Annotated in this window: 21 protein-coding genes; 13 read left to right on the top strand and 8 right to left on the bottom strand. The window is 39.8% G+C overall.

The features are described 5' to 3' along the window. The first annotated feature begins 85 nt into the window (after positions 1-85). Together CLV81_RS04215 and CLV81_RS04210 are read left to right on the top strand one after the other, a co-directional pair. Entirely contained in the window at positions 86-2,491 is a 2,406-nt protein-coding gene (locus CLV81_RS04215; protein ID WP_106143800.1) for a hypothetical protein, read from the top strand. A gap of 8 nt (positions 2,492-2,499) precedes the next feature. Next, positions 2,500-4,080, top strand: coding sequence for a carboxypeptidase-like regulatory domain-containing protein (locus tag CLV81_RS04210; protein WP_106143799.1), 1,581 nt, complete (start codon positions 2,500-2,502; stop codon positions 4,078-4,080). Positions 4,081-4,647: 567 nt separating this feature from the next. Here CLV81_RS04210 and CLV81_RS20520 read toward each other — a convergent pair. The 4 genes from CLV81_RS20520 to CLV81_RS04190 all read right to left on the bottom strand — a co-directional run bounded on the left by CLV81_RS20520 (position 4,648) and on the right by CLV81_RS04190 (position 7,282). Then, positions 4,648-4,812, bottom strand: a complete 165-nt coding sequence (locus CLV81_RS20520; RefSeq protein WP_158259070.1) for a hypothetical protein — start codon at positions 4,810-4,812, stop codon at positions 4,648-4,650. Between the two features lie 88 nt (positions 4,813-4,900). Continuing rightward, positions 4,901-5,992 carry an alkene reductase gene (locus tag CLV81_RS04200; protein WP_106143797.1) on the bottom strand — a complete coding sequence of 364 codons (1,092 nt, stop codon included), beginning with the start codon at positions 5,990-5,992 and terminating at the stop codon, positions 4,901-4,903. 115 nt (positions 5,993-6,107) lie between these two features. Further along, positions 6,108-6,413, bottom strand: a complete 306-nt coding sequence (locus CLV81_RS04195) for a putative quinol monooxygenase (protein WP_106143796.1) — start codon at positions 6,411-6,413, stop codon at positions 6,108-6,110. Between the two features lie 80 nt (positions 6,414-6,493). After that, complete coding sequence (locus CLV81_RS04190) at positions 6,494-7,282, bottom strand: LytR/AlgR family response regulator transcription factor (RefSeq protein WP_106143795.1); 789 nt, start codon at positions 7,280-7,282, stop codon at positions 6,494-6,496. A 104-nt stretch (positions 7,283-7,386) separates the two neighbouring features. Between CLV81_RS04190 and CLV81_RS04185 the strand changes: the two genes are divergently transcribed. From CLV81_RS04185 to CLV81_RS04175, 3 genes are all read left to right on the top strand, one after another. Beyond that, positions 7,387-7,902, top strand: coding sequence for a hypothetical protein (locus tag CLV81_RS04185; RefSeq protein WP_106143794.1), 516 nt, complete (start codon positions 7,387-7,389; stop codon positions 7,900-7,902). Positions 7,903-8,052: 150 nt separating this feature from the next. Beyond that, positions 8,053-9,654, top strand: a complete 1,602-nt coding sequence (locus CLV81_RS04180; RefSeq protein ID WP_158259069.1) for a DUF1800 domain-containing protein — start codon at positions 8,053-8,055, stop codon at positions 9,652-9,654. A 2-nt stretch (positions 9,655-9,656) separates the two neighbouring features. Beyond that, a complete protein-coding gene (locus tag CLV81_RS04175) occupies positions 9,657-10,925 on the top strand; it encodes a DUF1501 domain-containing protein (RefSeq protein WP_106143792.1) in 1,269 nt (422 codons plus the stop codon). A gap of 128 nt (positions 10,926-11,053) precedes the next feature. On the opposite strand, the gene CLV81_RS04170 is transcribed toward CLV81_RS04175, so the two are convergent. Further along, positions 11,054-11,803, bottom strand: coding sequence for a sulfite exporter TauE/SafE family protein (locus CLV81_RS04170; protein ID WP_106143791.1), 750 nt, complete (start codon positions 11,801-11,803; stop codon positions 11,054-11,056). 5 nt (positions 11,804-11,808) lie between these two features. Then, complete coding sequence (locus CLV81_RS04165; RefSeq protein WP_106143790.1) at positions 11,809-12,399, bottom strand: riboflavin synthase; 591 nt, start codon at positions 12,397-12,399, stop codon at positions 11,809-11,811. 58 nt (positions 12,400-12,457) lie between these two features. Between CLV81_RS04165 and pdxA the strand changes: the two genes are divergently transcribed. The 8 genes from pdxA (at position 12,458) to CLV81_RS04125 (ending at position 20,456) form a co-directional block, all read left to right on the top strand. Beyond that, the gene (gene pdxA / locus CLV81_RS04160) at positions 12,458-13,510 is read left to right on the top strand and encodes a 4-hydroxythreonine-4-phosphate dehydrogenase PdxA (RefSeq protein WP_106143789.1); all 1,053 of its coding nucleotides are present in this window, start codon (positions 12,458-12,460) and stop codon (positions 13,508-13,510) included. A gap of 107 nt (positions 13,511-13,617) precedes the next feature. After that, positions 13,618-14,151, top strand: coding sequence for a YceD family protein (locus CLV81_RS04155; RefSeq protein WP_106143788.1), 534 nt, complete (start codon positions 13,618-13,620; stop codon positions 14,149-14,151). 6 nt (positions 14,152-14,157) lie between these two features. Continuing rightward, complete coding sequence (gene rpmF / locus CLV81_RS04150) at positions 14,158-14,358, top strand: 50S ribosomal protein L32 (RefSeq protein ID WP_106143787.1); 201 nt, start codon at positions 14,158-14,160, stop codon at positions 14,356-14,358. A 168-nt stretch (positions 14,359-14,526) separates the two neighbouring features. After that, on the top strand, positions 14,527-15,522 hold the full coding sequence (locus CLV81_RS04145) for a beta-ketoacyl-ACP synthase III (protein WP_106143786.1): 996 nt from the start codon (positions 14,527-14,529) through the stop codon (positions 15,520-15,522). A gap of 24 nt (positions 15,523-15,546) precedes the next feature. After that, a complete protein-coding gene (gene accB / locus CLV81_RS04140; protein ID WP_106143785.1) occupies positions 15,547-16,044 on the top strand; it encodes an acetyl-CoA carboxylase biotin carboxyl carrier protein in 498 nt (165 codons plus the stop codon). 79 nt (positions 16,045-16,123) lie between these two features. Next, on the top strand, positions 16,124-17,476 hold the full coding sequence (gene accC, locus CLV81_RS04135; RefSeq protein WP_106143784.1) for an acetyl-CoA carboxylase biotin carboxylase subunit: 1,353 nt from the start codon (positions 16,124-16,126) through the stop codon (positions 17,474-17,476). A 34-nt stretch (positions 17,477-17,510) separates the two neighbouring features. After that, complete coding sequence (locus CLV81_RS04130) at positions 17,511-18,626, top strand: NAD(P)/FAD-dependent oxidoreductase (protein WP_106143783.1); 1,116 nt, start codon at positions 17,511-17,513, stop codon at positions 18,624-18,626. 159 nt (positions 18,627-18,785) lie between these two features. Further along, positions 18,786-20,456: an amidase family protein gene (locus CLV81_RS04125; RefSeq protein ID WP_106143782.1), complete on the top strand. Its 1,671-nt coding sequence runs from the start codon at positions 18,786-18,788 to the stop codon at positions 20,454-20,456. Here the strand turns inward: CLV81_RS04125 and CLV81_RS04120 are convergent. Next, positions 20,453-21,115, bottom strand: a complete 663-nt coding sequence (locus CLV81_RS04120) for an ABC transporter ATP-binding protein (RefSeq protein ID WP_106143781.1) — start codon at positions 21,113-21,115, stop codon at positions 20,453-20,455. The two genes, CLV81_RS04125 and CLV81_RS04120, sit on opposite strands and share 4 nt — an antisense overlap. A gap of 21 nt (positions 21,116-21,136) precedes the next feature. Continuing rightward, a complete protein-coding gene (locus CLV81_RS04115; protein ID WP_106143780.1) occupies positions 21,137-23,512 on the bottom strand; it encodes an ABC transporter permease in 2,376 nt (791 codons plus the stop codon). Positions 23,513-23,524 lie beyond the last annotated feature (12 nt).

Genomic DNA, 23,524 nt, shown 5'->3' with positions numbered 1-23,524 from the left:
TGGTCAGATTTGACATTTCAATCGATTCGTTACATTTTGAAAAAACTAGTTTGTATCGTATTTTTAAAGTAATTCCCTGTGATAGATGAGGTTATATACTTTTACCCTACTTTTTGCATTTGTTCATGCTTATTTCTATGCACAAGAGAACTCAGATGATATGGTTCTTGAAGCTTATGAGGATTATGTTGAACTCCCAAGGGAAATAGTCTTTTTGCATACGAATAAAACAACCTACATAAAAGGGGAACAACTCGGTTTTCAGGCGTATTGCTTGGAAAAAGAAAGCAAGCGGCTTTCTAAAGACACCAAGAACCTTTATGTAACCATTTCCAACAAGGATGGATTACCCATAAAACAGCAACTGGTGAAAGTAGATAAGGGACTTGCCTCTGGCGTTTTTGAAATTGACAGTCTCTTTGCCTCAGGCACATATACCCTTTTGGCCTTTACCAATTGGATGAAAAACTTTCAGGAACCTAATTATTTTAAACAGACTATAGAGATTCTGGATTTTAAAGAGGGCTTTCAAGAGAATTTAACTACAAATGTACGTCCTGATGTTCAAGTCCTGCCTGAAGGTGGTCATTTGGTGATGGGTGTTGAGAGTGTAATAGGAATTGCCATAAAGGACGCTTCAGGGTTGGGAATACCCAATGTTGAAGGGGAGCTAGTTGATGAAACGGGTAATAGTTTAGGAAAAATAAGTTGCAATAAACACGGTCACGGAAGATTCAAATTAAAGCCCGATATCGGGCGAACCTATGCTGTTAAAATCAATTTTGAAGGAAAAGAACTGGAGTATCCGTTACCCAAATCTGAAAACAAGGGCGTCGTTTTAACGCTATTGGACCAAGGTGGTGGCTTAAGTCTAACCCTATCCACAAATCAAGCAAGTAATAATGAAATATTGCGAAACACGTATAGTTTGTTGGTCCACAACGGTGAGGATAACCACCTAATTGCCCTTAATCCTTTTACCAGCTTGAAATCAAACAATGATATACCCCGTGGCATTCTTTTTCCTGGAATGAACATATTCACGGTTTTTGATAGTTCCGGTCAACCATTGGTTGAAAGACTTTATTTTAACTATGAAGGAATATCTCTTCAAAATAAAAATCTGGTTGAAAAGACAAACATGAAAGATTCTATCGAAGTATCTATATCTTCTGCAGAACCAATTCTCAACGCCAGTGTTTCTATTCTTCCCAGTGCTTCAGTGACGTACAGACCGCATCATAATCTGGCATCCTATACTCTTTTGCAGCCTTATGTGAAAGGATATATTGAAAATGCTGAATACTACTTTAAGGATACCAATGAATTAAAAAAGGAAGAACTGGATTTGCTGCTTCTGACCCAAGGATGGAGCAGTTATAGCTGGGAAAACATATTCAATTCCCCGCCTGATTATGATTATGACTTTGAAGAGGGGATACGGGCGGTCATTCAACGGGATGCTAAAAAGGGAAACCAGCAATATGTTGTAATTCCTTACGGAAATAACAATCTCGAAATTGTTTCCTTTGAAGAGGGGCAGGAAAAACTAGAGAAAACGGGGCTTTTTCCGGATGGGGACGATTTTTTCAGAATTGGGAGAATAAGTAGTAAAGGAAAACTAAGTCCCGCAGATGTTACTGTGAGCTTTTATCCCTCCAAAGTTCCCGAGATTGATACCTCATCACAAGCTTTGGGCTACGGGAGCACGAGCATTTCTAAAACAGACTACTCAGAGAGGTTTCGTATATTAAACCAAATTCGAGCTTTAGAAGAAGTTATTGTCCAAGCCAAAAGGAAGTCGTCACAGCTTGAATCACTTCAAAACAAAACCTTTGGGAATGTTGAGGAAATTACAAATGAGCAAAAACAGCATCTTGTTACCTTTAGAAATTATATCAGCAGGAAAGGTTTTCTTGTAAGGGAAGAACAGGGTCGATTTTTGATTGTTAACCAACAAGCACAAAACTTTGGTTCCAGCGGAGAACCCTCAATTTATATTGATGATCATTTGCTTAACCCCTTCATTACCAGGGATACGACCATTATTGGAAGTGCAGGGCTACAACCGGATGTACTTAGTGTGCTCTCGAATCTTAGGCTATCGGAAATCGATTATATCGAGGTGAACAAGAAAGGTCTTGGGGAAGGTATTAATTCAGGTGGTGTAATTCGAATATATACGGGAGAAGAGTACAAGTCTTCCAGAAAGCGTTCCAACGCCTATACTGAATATTCGGAGCATCCATTTGAAATGACATTTACCCAGGAGCGTGAGTTTTATGTGCCAAGGTACTCCTCTTATGAGTCCGATTTCTTTGAATATTTTGGGGTGTTGGATTGGTTGCCCCAACTTAAATCAGATGTAAACGGGTTGATAAAATTTAAGGTCTCCAATGCGTACTCGGCTGGAGTTAAAATTTTCGTTGAAGGGATTACGAATCAAGGATCATTTGTCTCCCAAACAATTTCCTTGTCACCCAATGAATAATAGAAGTTATGAAGTTTAAACAGCTCTGCAGCAATAGCGGTCATTGGAAAAGGAGCGTATCCTTTGGTATCGCCATTTTTTTTGCTACGCAGACCTTTGGTCAAAATAATGAAGAAGAACTAAAGGCCCAAATACTGGATTCCAAGGACAGCGTACCTATTGTCTTCGCAACGATTCAATTTAAAAACACCCAAAAAGGCATTGTCACCGATGACAATGGCTACTTTAGAATGCCGGCTAAGCTTAAATCATCCATTGATACATTAAGAATAGCAAGTATAGGGTATGAAACCTTGGAAATACCCACTTCAAATTTGCAAAATAAAGAGTTAAACATTATTCTTTTAACTCCCAAAATAGAATCCCTGAGTGAAGTAGTATTGGTTGGCAAGGGCAAACAAAGGAATAATGATATACTTGGTATTTCCCTAATAAAAAAAGCGATTGACAGTATACCCAAAAACTATCCGAACCTACCCCATTCTTATGTTGCCTACTATAGAGACTATCAAAAGACAGGCAGTCAATATTTGAATTTAAATGAAGCTATTATTGAAGTTTTCGATGGTGGAATACAGACCAATCAGATATATCACCCTAGTAACCAAACGGTGTTGCACCAATACAAAACGAATCTGGATTTTCCTCAGGATGAGCAATTGGCCAAGGCATACAATGCGGATGGGAAATATATTTTGAATGCCGTGATATCGGATATGGGAGGAAACGAACTGAGTATTCTGTTCCTTCATAATCCGATACGTAACTATGTCCGTCCCAGTTTTTCTTTCGTCGATGTTTTGCAAACCGACTTTGTAGGCAATCACACCTTTAAAACAAGAAGAGTAAGCTATTTTGATGGTGTTCCTTTGTATGAAATTGATTTTGAATATATAAAACCCAATTCGGCCGCAGAATACTCCGCAAAAGGAAAAGTCTTTATTTCCCCAACGACGTATGCAATTTATAAACTGGAGTATTATCTCTTTCATAGAAACAAGCCGTTGTACACTTTAACGACTGAGTATATTTCCCGAGAGGGTTTAATGTATTTGAATTACATTTCGTTCAACAATTATTTCAAAGTGTCCGATAGACAAAACTTCGAAATCAAGGACATCACATTTGATATCAATGAAAATGCTTTTTATGTAAGTTTTACAAATCCAGTCAAACGGGAATCTTTAAACGGCCCAAAGGATTTCAGGTTTCTTTACAAAAAAAGGAAGCTCAGCATAGCTGACATAGAAACTGTGGATACAAAAAAAATAAAGGTAAAATTGGTAAAGGGTACAATTCCGATAGATGAAATTGAGGATGAGGAGGGAGTGATGAGACACATTACCCATAGAATCAGAAATCTAAGAGACATCCAAAATCGAAAGTTGGGAAAAAAAAATACGGTTACCGCAAATCAATTTAGAGAACTTTTTGTTCAAGAGGTATTTCCAATAAAGCCTCTTCCCCAAAACATCAATTACGTGAACAAACAAAGACCCTTACCCAAATATCAGCAAGCTAATTCTGATTTTTTAACGGATAAGTACTGGTTGAATACACCCTTAAAATCTGGAATTGAGAAAGAGTAGGTGCGACCATCTGTTCTCGCAAGCTCTAATCTTAATACTTTGCTTTTTGCGAAAACGGTGATAAAATAGTACGAATGTAAATGGTTAAAGGATCTACTTAACCTTACCAATAGACTTATCACCTACAATTTCCAATCGGTTTTCGTCATATACGGTCGTATTGAGTAGCAGCAGGACGGGAATAATTCTGCTTAAAGTTTAATTGAATCTCAATTCGATTTTTGTTCAACTTGATATTTTCTGCCCCCTGTTTTGTTCAGCTTGTCCAATGACCTATTAGCTACGAACAGGCCAAATCCAATTGACAATAAAAGAATTAGAGTTTGGATAAGCTTTTCTCTTTTACTCGGCTCTTTCAAAATTTGACTAACGCAATAGACAATGAGCAAAAGAAGGAAACCTTTAATGAGTAGTTCAAAGAGTGGATTTGTTCCCGAGATAAAAAAAGAATGAAGCGCTAAAAGAAGTCCTATCAAAAAAGATGTAATTAAAACTTTGAGAGTTCTTGATTTCATCCTTTACTATTAACTTAAGTACTAAGCAAGACCGAGCATAAAAGTGCTTTTATTAAAAATGCTTTTTAAAAAACAGTAGCACCACAGCTATCATTATAAAGCCAACCCCGGTAATGTTTGGAGGATTGAAAATGCTTTCTCTTTGCATACCCAAGTAGATTATCATAACAGCTAGAATGAGTAAAACGATACTCGCCACATTCAATAAATTTTTCATAGACATCAACTTTAAACTTTGAGAACAAAAAACACCAAGATGAATTTTTCCAAAAATTCATCTTGGGTGTCCATCAAATCAGCACCATCTAGTTTGGCATTTCCTGCAGATGAGGATAGTCGGTATAGCCTTCCTCTCCTGGGGTATAGAACGAGTTTGTATGAAAAGGCGCTATCGAAGAATTGTTTTTATACCGCTCCACCAAATCCGGATTGGATATGAACGGTTTCCCGATTGCAACCAAATCTGTGTCTCCATTTTCTAAAGCGGCTATCATAGATTCTCTCTCGTAGCCACCGTTTATTATAAAAGTCCCATTAAACTTTGCTTTCATCCTTGCATCTACATCAGAAGGCACTTGGGGTGCCCCCATGAACTTAGCTCTTATATGATGAAGATACGCTATTCCCTTATCTGACAAACGTTCAACAATGTATTCGTAGTCTTCTGTCAATCCATCATATTGATCCATAGTATTAAATACGCCATGAGGACTTATCCGCACACCCGTCTTGTTTGCTCCTATTTCTGAAGTGACCGCGTCAACAACTTCTAAAAGAAATCTTGAACGATTTTCAATACTGCCCCCATATTCATCTGTTCTATGGTTCGATTGTGTATTGATAAATTGATTGATGAGATATCCATTTGCTGAATGAATTTCTAGACCGTCGAAGCCTGCTGCGACAGCATTTTTAGCAGCAGTACGGTATTCATTTACCGCTGTCCTAATATCATCTAAGGACATAGCCTCGGGGACAGGTTGTGGCTGCATTTGTTGTTCGTCCGTCCACATTTCGGTTGGACTGACTATCTCACTGGGAGCCAAAACCCTAGCACCTTTGGGCATATTTAGCGGATGGGATACTCGCCCGGTATGGAAAACCTGAAGGACTATGGTTCCTCCTTTCTCATGAACAGCATCTGTAACCAGCTTCCAGCCGGTTACTTGTTCATCGCTATATATCCCAGGAATGCGTGCATATCCCATTCCGTTGGGGGATGAACTGGTTGCTTCGGTAACAATCAGGCCTGCAGAAGCTCTTTGCGCATAGTATTTTGCCATTAGTTCGTTGGGTACTCCTCCGATGGCGCGACTTCTGGTCATTGGGGCCATTACAATTCTGTTTTTCAAACTCCAGGGACCTAGTTGGTAGGAGTCAAAGGGTGATACGGACATATAATTCTCTTAAAAAGGTTTTATTTACTATAGCTAAAATAAGCTTTGTTGTGTTCTTTAATCTTAAAGAAATGTTCAAAGATTCATGGAAATCCTTTGTTCGAATTCTGCATTGCTACCTGTTTTTAAGTACAGAAGTCAACTGATAATGATTCATCTCCATAATATCATTGAAAAAGGGACGAACATGTTTTAAAAAAACAGCGAAGTCTGAAGATTTTCTAAAGCCATTTAAGTGATCTTCTGTTGAAGTCCATTCAATTCTCAAAATGAAACTAGTGGGCTCTTCCTCACATTGGGTTAGTTCATAACCCAAGCAAAATTCGGAGGCATTAAGTTGCTCCGATGCCTTTTCGTAAGCCGTTAAAAAAGCATTCTTTTTTTCTGGAGCAATGTTATATCGTATATATTCTACTGTCATTATTGAAGTGATTTAAGATTGGAAAACTATTAAGGCTTTGTTTGAATTTTCGATTTTTTATCATCATTAGGCTTTTAAAGTCAATTCCTAAAATCCCGGTTTTTCAGGGTTTTTAAGAACAGATCTCTATACGAATTGCTAATGGGGATTTCTTGATTGTTCTTAAGTATCAGCAGATTAGAGGAGTACGATTCAACAAAAAGCGGGTTGACAATGTAAGATCTATGGGCCCGTAGCAGACCGTAGTTTTTTAGTTCATGTTCCGCAGTCTTCATACGCTGAAAGCACATGTGGTTTTTCCCCTTTGTGCAATACTTGACATATTCACCATTCGCTTCCAGATAGATAATATCCTGGGGCAATAGGCGAACCGTTTTGCCCTCGCTACGTATCACAATCGGTGGCTGTATGCTTTTCCCTGAAATGGCCATTGAGTCCTTGTAATCTTGTCTTGCGGCAAGCCCCCACTCATAAATGGAATAACTATATCCAAAAAAAATGAAGGCGGCTGAAGTAAAAAAAAGATAGAATCCAACTCTATCTGGATGGTGGAAAACGGTCCACTCGGGGAGTTTGTATTGGAGAATGAAAAATACAATCAAGAACCTGAAGATGGTGAACGCCAGAGTGATGGACCAAAATGTAATTCTTGGAAACTTTTTTTGTTTGCCCAGCCACAAATAGCCAATTAAAACCATCCCTATCACCTGGCAGGTTAAGAGTATTGCCATTAAAAAAGCCTGAAAGGGTTGGAAAAAGTCGGTATAGTAATTCCAACTGGCCAACAGAAGAAGGATACCCCAAAAGCAAACTTTCTTTATTGGGCTATCTAAAAGAAACCATTTCATTGAAAATAGGGTCAATTTCATTGAAAACAGGATTTAGGGAACACTTAGGGCACAGAATCTGTAGTTTTTTTACATGAATAAAATTAATTTATTAATACGTGATTTAACCTCTAAAACAGCAGATTATGAAAAGAATAGTCATATTAAGTTTAGTAAGTTTGGCCTTTTTTGCGGCCATTGGGCAAACAACAAAGTTTGAAGGTAGTATTGTTTCCGCCGAAGAGATTCCGGAAGCGGTATTGAGCTCCCAGCAAGCAAATTTCGGGGATAAAAAAGTGATTCGTTGGAAAAGACAAGAATCGACAGGAAGAAAAGGAAACAGTTTTACTCGATATGTTTCCTTTATGAAAGAAGGGAAAAGACCCTTGAGCAATGCAAGATATTCGGCAGAAGGTGAAATACTCTACTACTCAGAATATTATGGCCCTAAAACCATTCCTGGTTTATTGAGACCAGATTTAGAAGAAAATTTTTCAGGGTCAAAGGTAACAGGGGGCGTTCATATTAAACTTTATAAGACCAAAAAGGAGTACTATCGTATCCGACTGAAGAAGGGTAGTATTGTGAGCTATGTGTATTATGATAAAAATGGCGGGCAAGTTGATCGAAATCAACTACCATCCGATGTTGATTTCCAGTGATGACCGGAATCTTAAAATCGGCTATTAAACCATTGGATTATTCATAAGTCAAAAAAATAGAGCAGTAGATTTTAAGTAATAATCCTACTTTTTATTTCGTTTGAAACAAGGTGGTATTTATGTTATCCGTTTAATTGAACAATGTCTTTAATGAACCTTGCATATAAATCCATGGGCCTTTCGGAAAGCGAAGCTATAGACTATGCGGTCTCAAAGCTAACTTTCGGAGCAACTAAAGGTCTGATTGGGGAAATCAAATCTGAAGGTCTGGAAAACTGGCTGGAAAAACAGTTGTCTTTAGCCTCAAAGTATAGTTTTGAGAAAGAGGTGGAGAGTCGGTTTCCAATTACCAAACTCTCTATCAAGGAAATTGCAAAGACCTATCCCAGCCCAGGAATTTCGTTGATTTTAATGGGCATTAAATTCCGAAAAGACAAGAAGTTCAAAAAGGAATTGGAAGAAAAACTGCTAGTTAACGAAATGCTCGCAACTATTAACGCGTCCGTGGCCAATGTAGATAGACGTGCCATTTACGAATTGGAGGGCGGCGAATTTCTTCGCAAATATTTCGAGGAATTGGAGTTTGGGAACTTTATGGAATTAATGTACCAGTTGCGGGCACAAAAACTGTATCGAGCCGTACATAGCCCATTCCAAATTCAAGAAACACTGGCAGATTTTTGGTTCAATCATCTTAATGTGTCCATCACTAGAGTTAATGATACGGCGCCCTACGTATTGTCCTATGATCAGGATGTAATCAGGGCCAATGTGCTTGGACACTTTGATAAAATGTTGAAGGCCAGTGCACATCACCCAGCTATGTTGATTTATCTCGATAATAATCACTCCAATGCTGATGAAAGTTCACAAACATTGGATAGACGAAAGCCACCAGCAAAAAAGTTGTTGGAATCGGAATTTCGACAGTTTCTCCAGATGCCCGGCATCAACGAAAATTATGCGCGCGAGCTCTTGGAATTGCATACTTTAGGAGTAGACGGTGGCTATACCCAAAACGATGTTGAAGAACTATCCAGAATATTAAGTGGCTGGAAAGTGAATCCGTTGTTAATTAGATTTCATTGGCTCCTCAGTTTTTTCATCAAACAGGGCATCAAAAAAAATAAAAAATCGTTTTTAGATGGCGCTTTCTTTTTTGACAGCACTCATCATGATTCAGGTAGCAAAACTTTTTTGGGCAGGAGGTTTTCTGAAAAAGGAGGTTATGAACAGGGCATTCAAGCTATAGAAACACTTGCGGCCCATCCATCAACAGCTCAGTTTATCAGCGCAAAGCTGGTTAAGCGCTTTGTAAGTGACGATGCACCACAATCACTAATTGATAAAGTGGCCAAAGCTTATACTTCCAGTGCCGGTCACATCCCTACGATGATGCGGAACTTATTGGAAGCGAAGGAATTTTGGGACCCTAAACATGCCCATGTCAAAGTAAAGACTCCCTTTGAATATGTCGCATCGGCACTACGGTCCAGTGAAGCCAAAATCAGTTCGGAACAAGAAGCTTTGCAATGGATTGTACGTATGGGCGAGCCCATTTACGGCTATCAAGTACCTACAGGTTTCCCCGATACCAAAACGTATTGGACAACTGGCACAGGACTCATTAATAGAATGAAGTTTGCCGATGCACTCACTTCAAGCAAAATAGCTGGGATACAATTGCCCGCGGAATTTCGCACCAGTGAATGGAAGCGCGAGTTGAGTAGTCCACGATTTCAAAAACAATAAAAATGTGTGAAGAGAAAGGAAATAAGCATTGGAGTCGCCGAAGTTTTATAAAAACTAGTGGCCTATCCCTGTTTACAACAACTTTAGGCGGGGTTCCTAGTTTTGTGGCTCAAGCGGCTGCCTCCATTTTGGAACCTGCTTCTTTTCAACGTAAAAAAGTACTGGTTTGTATTTTTCAAAGGGGTGCCATGGACGGAATCAGCGCCGTACAGCCCATCGACAATGCTTTCTTGAAAAAGCATCGTCCAAACTTGGTTTTCTCTGCAACAGGCAACGCATCAAAGAAATTATTGGATTTGAATGGAGCATTTGGACTGCACCCTGAGTTAGCTCCTCTTGCACCCTATTACAAAAACGGTACACTGGCTATTTTACATGGTGTGGGTTCTCCAGTTGCGAATCGGTCCCATTTTGATGCTCAGGACTTCATGGAAAGTGGCACACCGGGAATCAAGGGAACGCAATCCGGTTGGTTGAACCGAGCCATGGGAGCTATGGGGCACGAAGCCACACCATTTAAAGCGGTATCGTTTACGCCAACCTCTCCGCGTTCTTTTTATGGAGAAAACGCACATATTGTGGTTCAGGACCTATCGGATTTAAGTTTTTCCGCTGAAGAACTTCAAGAACTGCAAAAGCTGAAGGAGTTGTACCAAAAGGAATCCATGGCCGAGCTTGCAAATGCAGGCATATACAATATCGAGGCCGCAGAAATGATGGCTTCATTAGATATACTGAACCAACCTATAAATCCCAACTCAGCTTACCCAATGTCACCGTTGGGTTCAGGATTGAAACAAACTGCAAAGCTTATTAAGGCCAACGCAGGACTCGAAATTGCGTTCGTAGAAAGCAACGGTTGGGATACTCATAGTAGACAAAATGTGGATTATGGTGGATTTACACTAAGGGCAAGGGATTTGGCACAATCCATTTCTGCTTTTTGGGAAGACTTGGGCACTTTGCAAGATGATGTAGTGGTTATGACGATGACGGAGTTCGGTCGTACCGTAATGGAAAATGGTTCTTTCGGAACAGATCATGGGCGAGCTTCATGCAGTTTTATTTTGGGAAACGGTATAAATGGCGGAAAAATATATGGCAGTTTTCCAGAATTGGCCTTTGAAAATCTCGAGGACAACAGAGATTTACCTGTTACCACCGATTTCCGTTCTTATTTTGCAACTGTAGCTTCGAAACACTTGAATATTAAAGACAAATCGTCACTATTTCCGGGATGGGATGGGGAATTATTGGAGTTGTTCAGATAATTCTTGAAACAGAAATTGAGTTATGTTCATTCTCTTCAATGAATTTCGCCAATGAGCATACAGTTCATTGCCAATCCGCTTGAAATCCAATGTTGACATATCTCAAGAAGGCCTTTAAAATCAAAAAACTATTTGAACAAAATGGCTATGGCTCCCACTGCCGTCATGATTAATATGAACTTTTTGTAGTTCCGCTCATTAATTTTTTTAAGTAAAACAACTCCGGTAAGAAGACCCAAAGCAATTGCTGGCAACAATTTTAGGTCGATTAACAAAGTCTCACATGAAATTGTTTCCCAGACCCAAATATGAAATGGTAGTTTGAACAGGTTGGTTATTAAAAACAACCATGCCGCGGTACCCACAAATTCGTTTTTTGGTAACCGCATTGCCAAAAAGAAAATATTGGTAAATGCTCCTGCAAGATTCCCTATCATAGTACAAATCCCAGCAATAATACCAATAAAACCTGCAAAGGACCAATGTTTAGGAACGCTCTGGCTTTTTCTTCTGTCCCACCAGAATAGAATGCCAAGACTAATGAAAATAACGATGACCATACCCAGTTTGAAGGTTTTTTCGGGAAGGTCCTTACCCAGAAAAACACCGATGAGAATACCGATGATCATCCAGGGTATGAATTGTATGATATACTTCCATTGCGTGTGGCGATTGTAATAAGAAACCGCAAAAACGTCTCCCACCAGTAGCAGGGGCATAATCAAGCCGGTTGAGCTTTTAGCGCCAAAGGCCAATGCCATAAGAGTTACATTGAAAATGGATAACCCTTTCAATCCAGCTTTGGAAAGACCCATAAGAAAGGAAGCGAGTGCAGCAAGTAAAAAGGCAGTAAGAGCGGAACCGTCGGCTAAAGTCATGGAAACTAATTACGAAGTTCCATCAATCTCGTAACATATTTCCCAATAACATCGAATTCCAAATTTACCGTGACACCTTTCCTGTAACTTCCAAATCGTGTATGTTCATAAGTATATGGTATAATAGCTACGCTAAACCTATCTTTTTTGGAATCCACAACGGTAAGACTAACCCCATCAACGGTAATGGAACCCTTTTCAATGGTAACATTGTTCAAAGATGAATCGTATGAGAAGGTGAAGAACCAGCTACCATCTTTTTGCTCAATCTGTGTGCAGGTGGCTATCTGGTCCACATGTCCCTGAACAATATGGCCATCCAAACGAGCTCCCAATTTCATGGCACGCTCTAGATTTACTGTATCGCCAACAGCCAAATCTCCTAAATTGGTTTTGTTTAGGGTTTCTTCAATAGCCGTTACGGTGTATTGATTTCCATTTATGGAAACCACAGTTAGGCAAACCCCGTTGTGGGAAACACTCTGATCAATTTTGAGTTCATGTGTTATATCTGAACTTACAGTGATGTGTAGATTACCTCCCTCTTTTTCCAAAAGCTGTACGTTTCCCAACGTCTCTATAATTCCGGTAAACATGAAATAGTTTAAATGAGTAGTTTTGTAATGTAAAAGTAGCCATATTGAAGATGATTTAATGAAGGAAAAAGGAAAAATAAAATTGGGAATCTCGATAGGAGATTATAATGGAATTGGCTGTGAAGTTGCATTGAAGACCTTTGAAGATTCGAGGATGTTGGACTTCTGCACGCCGATTTTTTTCGCTTCCAACAAAATGATTTCTGGACAAAAGTCAGCTCTACACATAAACATCAATTTTAATGGGATAAAAGATGCTTCGCATGCGGTTGATGGAAAAATCAACGTTGTGAATGTTTGGAAGGAAAGCCCCAAAATCGAATTTGGGAAATTGACAGAGGAAGCAGGTGCTTTTGCAATACGATCTTTTGAGGCAGCGGTTAAAGCGCTAAAAGCGGACAAAATTGATGTGCTTGTCACCGCTCCCATAAACAAAAACAATATTCAATCTGAAAATTTCAAGTTTCCAGGCCATACAGATTATTTGGGGCAAGAATTGGAAGGGCAGAGCCTTATGTTCATGGTTACGGACGAGTTAAAAGTGGGCTTGCTTACTGATCATATTGCCGTAAAGGATGTGGCACAAGCAATAACACCTAAACTTATAAAGGAAAAAGTAAGTACTATTACCGAATCCTTGAAGATGGATTTTGGAATCCGTCGACCAAAAGTTGCATTGCTGGGAATTAATCCACATAGTGGAGATAACGGAACTATTGGAGAAGAGGATGAGAAAATATTGAAACCAATTATTCGAGAATTATTTGACCAAGGGACATTGGTTTATGGACCGTATTCTGCGGACAGTTTTTTTGGGTCTAATAGCCATGAGAAATTTGATGCCATAATAGCGGCATATCATGATCAGGGATTGATACCCTTTAAGACATTGTCATTTGGAAAAGGGGTCAACTACACTGCTGGTTTAAGCAAAGTGCGCACTTCCCCAGACCATGGAACGGCTTTTGAAATTGCTGGAAAAGGACAAGCGGACCCTAGTTCATTTAAGGAAGCGGTTTTCACGGGGATTCAGATTTATAAAAAACGAAGTGAGTATAAGGAGTTGATAAAAAACCCATTGCAAAAGCAAAAAATCAAGAGAGCAAGCTAAAATTCACATAAACAGTAGTTTTATTTTTCGCTCAGATTGCAGGTTTTCAAATAAATAGTATCTTTGCACCCGCCTTAAAGGGCAGTGCACAAAGCATAAGTGTAAAAATGATGGAACAAAAGGAGTTTTTTATTCCTTTTTCGGGATTGAAGTTAGGAAAACACAAGTTTGAGTACGAAATAGATAATACGTTCTTTGAATCTTTTGGTTATCAAGAATTTAACGGGGTCAGTATAAAAGCCACCGCCATATTGAACAAAATGAACAATATGATGGAATTGGAACTGGGTTCGGAAGGAAATGTCAACGTAGATTGTGATGTTACGGGTGAAGCATTTGATTTACCTATCTCATCAGACCTGAATTTAGTCATTAAATTCGGAGAAATCTATGATGATGAAAATGACGAAATATTGATTCTTCCACATGGGGAACATCAGTTCAACATCGCACAATATGTGTATGAGATGTTGGTTTTGGCCGTTCCACAGAAGCGAGTACATCCTGGAGTAGCAGACGGTAGTCTCAAATCCGAAATTTTGGACAAGCTGGAAGAATTACAACCAAAAGAAAAAAAAGAATCATCAGAAAATACCGATCCCCGTTGGGACGATTTAAAAAAATTATTAACGGACAAATAGGTAACAATGGCACATCCTAAAAGAAAAACATCCAAAACCAGAAGGGATAAAAGAAGAACCCATTACAAGGCTTCCATGCCTACTATTGCCAAAGATCCTACAACTGGAGAAATGCACTTATACCATAGAGCGCATTGGCACGAAGGTAAATTGTATTATAGAGGTCAGGTTTTGATTGACAAAACCGAAGAAGAAACTGCCGCATAAGCGATACAAAGAAAATATCAAACAAACTCTCGTTGTTTCAACGGGAGTTTTTTGTTTGGAGCTGAAATTTAAAAACCAACCAATTTTCGGCTGAAATTCATTAAAATTGACTAATTTTCACCACTTTTTGGTCAAATTTCAACCTTTTTGACAGAGAAAGGCGCTAATATGAAAAAAAGAACAGCAGCTATTACCGCTGTAGGAGCTTACGTTCCAGAGTTTGTTTTATCAAACAAAGTGCTGGAAACCATGGTAGACACCAACGACGAATGGATTACTACCAGAACGGGAATTAAGGAACGACGAATCCTTAAAGAGGAAAATGCAGGAACCTCGTTTATGGCCATTAAAGCCGCAGAGGACTTGATGCAGAAAAGTGGAACCAAACCGGAAGAAATCGATTTCATTTTAGTGGCGACGGCTACACCCGACATGCCCGTTGCAGCAACTGCTGCATATGTTGCTTCCGAAATTGGGGCCAAAAATGCATTTGCTTACGACCTGCAGGCAGCGTGTTCGAGTTTTCTTTATGGAATGTCGACAGCGGCCAGTTACATAGAATCTGGGCGTTATAAAAAAATATTACTAATTGGGGCGGACAAGATGTCTTCCATTATTGACTATACTGATAGGACAACGTGCATCATTTTTGGAGACGGAGCTGGGGCGGTGCTATTCGAACCAAATGAGGAAGGTCTAGGTCTCCAAGATGAGCACCTAAGGTCTGATGGGATTGGCAGGGAGTTTTTAAAAATTGAAGCGGGAGGCTCCATACTTCCTCCTTCGGAAGAAACCGTGAAGAACAAACAGCATTTTGTACAGCAAGATGGAAAGTCAGTGTTCAAATTTGCTGTTTCCAATATGGCAGATGTTTCTAAGCTGATAATGGATAGGAACGGGTTGACACATGAAGATGTACATTGGCTCGTACCACATCAGGCCAATAAAAGAATTATCAACGCTACGGCAAATAGAATGGGACTGGATGAGGAGAAGGTTATGATCAACATACACAAGTATGGCAACACCACATCGGCAACCCTTCCCTTACTATTGCACGATTATGAAAAGCAACTGAAAAAGGGAGATAACCTTGTTTTTGCCGCATTTGGCGGAGGATTTACTTGGGGTGCCATTTACTTGAAATGGGCCTATAATTCATAAAACTGACTAACTAAATCATATTCCATGGACATTAAGGAAATTCAAAGTTTAATCAAGTTTGTAGCCAAATCAGGCGCCAGTGAGGTAAAACTGGAAATGGAGGATGTAAAGATTACCATTCGAACAGGCTCCAGTACAAGCGCCCCGGAAACCACTATTGTACAGCAAATACCTATGGCCCAGGCGCCTGCAGTTCCTGCTGCACCACCTGTCGCTGCACCTCAAGAAGCCTCTGCACCAACTCCAGCTGCTGAGCCTGCTGCTGATGCAGACGATTCGAAGTACATTACGATTAAATCACCAATCATAGGAACATTCTATAGAAAGCCTTCTCCAGACAAACCACCATTTGTTGAGGTAGGCAGCACCATAAGTGAAGGTGATGTGCTTTGTGTAATCGAAGCCATGAAGCTCTTCAATGATATAGAATCTGAAGTTTCCGGAAAAGTGGTCAAAGTATTGGTGGATGATTCTTCCCCGGTGGAATTTGACCAACCGTTGTTCCTGGTAGACCCTTCATAAATAATCACAATACCCAAGCTCCGTTTTTCCAGACCATACATTGAAAATCGGATTTTGAGGCTTGAAATCTTTAGGTATTATGTTTAAGAAAATATTGATAGCGAATAGGGGTGAAATCGCCCTTCGGGTAATACGGACCTGTAAAGAAATGGGAATAAAAACCGTTGCCGTCTACTCGAAAGCAGATGAAGAAAGTTTACATGTGCGCTTTGCAGATGAGGCAGTTTGTATTGGCCCTGCACCAAGTAGTGAATCCTACTTAAAAATACCAAACATTATTGCTGCGGCCGAAATTACAAATGCCGATGCAATTCACCCTGGATATGGTTTTCTCTCTGAAAACTCCAAGTTTTCCAAAATTTGTGCGGAACATGAAATAAAGTTCATTGGTGCTTCTGGGGAACAAATAGATAAAATGGGAGATAAGGCAACAGCCAAGGAAACCATGAAGAAAGCAGGTGTGCCCACCATTCCTGGTTCGGATGGACTGCTGAAAGATGCAGAGGATGCCAAGAAAGTTGCCAAAAAAATGGGCTATCCCGTAATGATCAAAGCTACAGCCGGGGGTGGAGGAAAAGGGATGCGTGCCATTTGGAGTGAGGATGAATTGGAAAGCAATTTTGAAAGTGCGGTCCAAGAAGCCACTGCCGCTTTTGGTAATGGTGGAATGTATATGGAGAAACTGATTGAGGAACCGAGACATATTGAAATCCAAATTGTAGGAGATCAATACGGCAAAGCATGTCACCTTTCTGAAAGGGATTGCTCGGTGCAACGGAGACACCAGAAACTGACCGAGGAAACCCCTTCTCCATTTATGACAGACAAGCTACGTGAGGAGATGGGAGCGGCAGCTGTAAAAGCAGCCGAATATATCAAGTATGAGGGAGCGGGTACGGTGGAATTTTTGGTAGATAAACACCGAAATTTCTACTTCATGGAGATGAATACGCGTATTCAAGTTGAACACCCAATTACGGAGCAAGTTATAGATTATGACTTGATTCGGGAGCAGATTTTGGTTGCCGGAGGTGTTCCTATTTCCGGAAAAAATTACGTTCCAAAACTTCATTCCATTGAAGTACGTATCAATGCGGAGGATCCCTATAACAATTTTAGGCCTTCTCCAGGAAAGATAACAACCTTGCACATGCCCGGAGGACATGGGGTTCGTCTGGACACCCATGTGTACGGCGGGTACATTATTCCACCAAATTATGATTCTATGGTTGCCAAATTGATAACCACAGCACAAACGCGTGAAGAAGCCATCAATAAGATGAGACGGGCCTTGGATGAGTTTGTGATTGAGGGCGTAAAAACAACCATTCCGTTTCACCGTCAATTAATGGACCATCCAGATTATCTGGCTGGAAATTATACGACTAAGTTCATGGAGGACTTTGAAATGGATGAAAAATATGATTACTAAATAAAGACCCCGATTTATCGGGGTTTTTTGTACTATGAAGCTTAGTTATTGGGAATACAAAACTTGGTTACAAGATGTGGACTTCACGATTGTGGGCAGCGGAATTGTTGGCCTTTGCTGCGCACTTTTTTTGAAAGAGAAGCATCCCAAAAGCAAAGTTTTAGTTTTGGAGAGGGGCCTCTTACCACAAGGCGCAAGTACTAAAAACGCTGGATTTGCCTGCTTCGGAAGTATCTCGGAGATCTTATCGGATGTAAAGCAACACTCCGAGCAAGAAGTACAGAAATTGGTACAAGACCGATATGAAGGCATTCAGTTGCTACGACGGATTTTAGGGGATAAGAATTTGGCGTATCAACAAAATGGGGGCCATGAGGTTTTTTTGAAGAAGGATAACGAGTTGTACGAACAATGCATTGAAAAGTTGGACTATGCCAATGATTTGCTTAAACCTATTTTTAAGGTAAACGTATTTGATCAGACCGAGAATGTGTTTGTTTTTGAAAACGTAAAAGAGTGGTACATTACCCATACCCAAGAAGGTCAGATTGATACCGGAAAGATGATGATAAACCTTTTGAAACTATGCACTTCCAAGGGAGTTTTGGTGCTCAATGGCATTGAGGTGGAAAAACTTGAGGAGCTCCAAACTAGCGTTTCAGTGTTATCAAGTGATTTTGATTTTGTAACCAAGAAGGTATTTGTGGCCACAAACGGTTTTGCTTCAAAACTGTTGAACAAACAACAGGTGAAACCGGCCAGGGCACAAGTGTTGATTACTGAACCCATTCCAAACTTGAAGATAAAAGGTACATTTCATTTGGAAGAGGGATACTATTATTTCAGGAACGTGGATAATAGGATTTTGCTCGGAGGAGGTAGAAATTTGGATTTTAAAGGAGAGGAAACCACCCGAATGGGAGAAACTGAATCAATCCAAAGTGCTCTTGAAAACCTGTTGAAAGAAGTAATTCTTCCCAAACAACCATTTGAGATAGCTCAAAGATGGAGTGGTATAATGGGTGTGGGCAATCAGAAAACCCCAATCATTGAACAAGTGTCAACCAATGTATTCTGTGGTGTTCGACTAGGTGGAATGGGAGTCGCCCTAGGTAGCCTTGTGGGAAAGGATTTGGCGGGAATGATATAGCGAAAAAAGCGACCTTTTTAATAGCATAATGCAATTGCCTCCACCCCCTAAGCAATTTTGATATTCTTATCTTCACATTGTTTGATTGATGAAGCGTGGTTGCTGTTTCCATCCTAGAATAAAATCAATCGATAGGATAACACTAGACAAACGTTACATATGAGCTTCTTAAAAGCATCCAATTTTAAGCTTGCCGTTTATTTGATGACACTTTTATTAATAGCGTGCGGAACGCAAAAAGGAACAGTCACAAAGAAAAGTATAAAAAAATCTCAGGAATTAATTGGGATTGAATTTTCGAAACAAAAGATAGACACCCTTCAAGAGTACTTACAGAGGAACAAAAAAGGATATGATTCTTTGCGTAAGTATCCCGTAGCAGATGAGGTTTTTCCTGCCATTTTATTTGACCCCATACCCAGAGGTTTCCAGATTCCCTCCTCTAAAGACACGATTTTGACATGGACGGTGACTGATACCGTTCAGATGCCTGAAAACATGAGTGAACTGGCATTCTTCGCCATTCCAAAGCTAGCTTCGTTGATAAAAAACAAGAAAATAACCTGTTTGGGGCTTACCCAATTCTATTTGGATAGGTTGAAAAAATACAGTCCCAAACTAGAATGTACCATTACTTTGACAGAAGACTTGGCATTGGACAGAGCAAGGCAACTGGATAACGAACTTGCCGAAGGTCATTATCGCGGAATTCTACATGGTATTCCCTATGGTGTCAAGGATTTGATGGCTGTTGAAGGGTATCCCACTACATGGGGTTCTGAACCCTATAAAACCCAGCGTATTGAAGAAACCGCTACCGTAGTGAAACATTTGGATGAAGCTGGTGGAATTTTGGTGGCCAAATTGGTTTCTGGAGCTCTTGCTCGTGGCGATGTCTGGTTCGGGGGGAAAACCAGGAATCCCTGGGATACTTCGAAAGGGGCTGGTGGTTCTTCAGCTGGTTCTGGTAGTGCCACGTCAGCTGGTTTAGTGCCTTTTGCCTTGGGTACGGAAACTTTGGGCTCAATCACTTCGCCTAGCTCAAAAAATGGAATTACAGGCTTAAGACCTACGTATGGTCAGGTAAGTAGACATGGCGTAATGAGCTTATCGTGGTCTATGGACAAGGTGGGTCCTATGTGCAGAAACGCTGAAGACTGTGCCATTGTATTTAGTATCATTCAAGGAAAGGATGAAAAGGATAAAACAACAACCTCAATTCCTTTTTCCTTTAACCCGAAGATGGACGTTAAAACCCTTAAAGTGGCCTATTTGAAAGATGATATTGAAAAGGATACTACTAAGGGCAAGGCCAATTTATTAAAGGCATTGACTACATTCAAAAAGATGGGGATTGAACCGATGCCGGTTCATTTACCCACGGATGTGCCTTACGATGGATTTGACATTATCTTAAGATCGGAATCAGGGGCATTTTTTGATGAACTGGTACGGTCTGGAGAAGTCGATATCATGGTGGAACAACACAAGAGGTCTCGTGCAAATTCGTTGCGACAATCCCGTTTTATTCCCGCCGTAGAATATTTACAGGCCAATCGGCATAGGCAGATCCTTATCGAAAAGATGCACCAAATCATGAAGGATTATGACGTATTGATATCCCCTTCGTTCGGAAATAAACAATTGGTTATTACCAACTTAACAGGGCATCCCGTAATAGCCATACCTACAGGTTTGGATGATGAAAAACTCCCTACCAGTCTAACCTTGGTCGGGAACCTGTATGATGAAGGAAAAATACTGTTGTTGGCCAAACACTTTCAAGAAGTCACGGATTATGATGAATTACACCCAGAAGGATATGACTAAACCATCCTACCGTCCAAAAGATTGATAATCCTTGAACCATAAGCGGCATTTTTCTCGGAATGAGTCACTTGTATAATGGTTACACCTTCGTCGTTCAATTTCTTAAAAAGCTCCATGATTTCTTCACCTTGCTTAGAATTTAGGTTTCCTGTGGGTTCATCGGCCAAAATAAGTTTGGGGTTTGAAATTAAGGCTCTTGCAATTCCAACCAATTGTTGTTGCCCACCACTGAGTTGGGCTGGGAAAAGGTCTTTTTTTCCTACAATATTAAAGCGGTCCAACATGTCGGCAACTTTAGCCTTTCGTTCTGAAGAACCATATTTTTTGTACAACAAGGGCATTTCCAGATTTTCTTTTACCGTCAAATCGTCTAGTAGATGATAGGATTGAAAGACAAACCCGATGTACTCCTTATACAAATTAGATCTATGCTTTTCCTTTAAGGAATGAACTGATTCGTCCAAAAAATGGTACTCTCCTTCATCAAATCCATCCAACATTCCTATTACGTTGAGCAATGTGGATTTTCCAGAACCTGAAGGCCCCATTATGGAAATAAACTCCCCTTCGGATACCTCTAGGTTGACATCTTTAAGCAAAAAAATACGTTGGCCACCTGAGTTGACCCATTTGAATATGTTTTTTAATTGTAATAGCATAATACTGTTTTTATTCTAAGTTTATTCTTGTCTTAAAGCCTTTGCAGGACTACTATTTGCAGTTAATAAGGATTGACCTGCAACCGTGAACATGGCAATCAACAGAGCGGCACATCCAGCGCCTAGAAAATACCAAATCCTCAAAGGTATGCGATAGGCAAAATCGGATAACCAGTCGTTTGCCAAAAGATAGGCGATTGGCAATGTTACAACCATAGCCGCAACTACCAGTTTTATAAATTCGCTTGATAACATGATAAATGCCTGGGATGTGGTCTGCCCCAAAACTTTTCTAATACTGACCTCCCTTTTTCTTAGCTGTGCGGTAAAGGTCACCAATCCAAAAAGTCCCAAACAAGAGATTAAAATTGCAAGTCCCGCTAAATATTTTGACAAGGAAGCTACTCTTTGTTCGGCTAGGTAGAGTTGTTCGTATTGGGAATCCAGAAAGTCAAAATCAAAAGGAAGACCTGGATTGAATTTTTCGAATAACTGGGTCAGTGCTGTTATTGTCTTTTTTTCTTCACCGGCCTTTATTTTTATTAATAACGTACTTATCCATTCGGACCTACAGACAAGTGCCATGGGCGTAATCTCTTCATACAGGGATTGAATATTGAAATCTTTTACCACTCCTATGATTTCCCGGTTGGGACCTCGCATATCAATAACGGTCCCTATCGGATTCTCCAGCCCCATCAACTTTACCGCAGTTTCATTTAAAATTATTTTAGAATTGTTATTGGGGACCTCGTTAACGTAAGAGCGACCTTCTTTCATTTCAATACCCATGGTCTCTATGAAATTGGGCCCTACATGGGCATGCCTGAAAGTAAGTTTCTTGGATTCTTCGCTTTGACCTGGCCACCTATGATTGGAGGACGAATTACTAAAGTTGGTCATATCACCCTGCATATAAGAAGCGTTTACTACCCCTGGAATCATTCTTGCTTCCTGAAGAAAAGTCTCCATATTGTTTACCAACCCATCTTGGCGTTCAATAGCTATAATATTATCCTTATTATACCCTAGATTTTTTGATTGAATAAAATCCAACTGCATATAAATAACGCTTACAGCAACAATAAGTAAGATTGAAATACTGAATTGAAATATGACCAACCCTTTGCGTACTAAACGATTTCCATGGGAAATGGGCAATTTTCCTTTTAAAACACTTATTGCCTTGAATTTTGTAAGATAAAATGCTGGATAGCTACCGGATACTAGACCCGTTACCACAGCGATTCCTGTTATTAAAAGAATAAGACTGATGTTGAAAGGAAATTCAAGCTGTTTTCCGGTAACATCACTGAACCAGGGTAAAATTAAAGCTACTGTGAGGTAGGCAAGAATCATAGAAAAGAATGCAAGCAATACAGACTCAGTTAAAAATTGCAAAACCAAAGAATTTCTTTCTGCCCCTACCACCTTCTTTACGCCAATTTCCTTTATTCTTTTTGAGGCCCTTGCGGTGGATAAATTCATGAAGTTGATACAAGCGATGGTGAGTATGAACAAAGCAACTATTGACAAAAGGATTACATAAGTAATTCGTCCCCCTGACCGTTTTCCATTAACAAAGCGATTTTTTAAATAATTATCGGCATATAGTCCAAAGAACACACTTGCCTGGTTTTCGGAATCCTTCGTTTTAATAAAGTCCTTTATTTTCGAATTGAAAGATTCAATTCCAACTCCCGTCTTAAGGAGGGCATACACTCTGGAACTATTACTCCCCCAATGAATATCCCTAGAGTCCCTTTTTTGTAAGAACTTCTTGTAAGAGAGCACAAAATCGAAATTTTCTGAGGAGTTCTTTGGGATTTCAAAAATACCATTGATGGTAAATACATCTTCCAATCCATCTTCCCCGTTTTTGACAATGAGGCTTTTTCCAATAGCAAAGCTTTCTTGGCCAAATAGGTTTTCCGCCATTCTTTTTGAAATGGCCATGGAGTTTACATCACGCAAAACCTCATTGGTATTACCCTCTATTAGTGGAATGGAGAACAGTTTAAAGTAGTCCTCACTAGCAAAGAAACCTATACTGGCAAGCTTTTTATCTTCGGTTTGGAGCATTGCATTCCCGTTTATCCTAAAAATAGCCACAGCTTGCTCAACTTCAGGAACTTCTTGTTGCAAAGCTTTAAGCATCAAACTGGAATTTGAGGTGTAGGTATTCAAGGAACCCTGTCCATTTGGCACGTGCCTGAAAACTTGGTACAATTGCTCTTTGTTGGCGTGGAATTGGTCTTTTACAACCTCATCCTTCACCCATAAAAAGACCAAGAGTACACAGGTTAAGCTTGATGTTAGACCAACCAAATTAATGAAGAAGGTACTTTTGTCTCTGGAGATGTTCCTTAGGAAAAGCTTGATGTGATTCTTGAGCATGGTTTTCTGTTC

This window comes from Flagellimonas meridianipacifica (assembly GCF_003001695.1).
Taxonomy (GTDB): domain Bacteria; phylum Bacteroidota; class Bacteroidia; order Flavobacteriales; family Flavobacteriaceae; genus Flagellimonas; species Flagellimonas meridianipacifica.
This window is presented reverse-complemented; position numbering and strand designations above follow the sequence as displayed.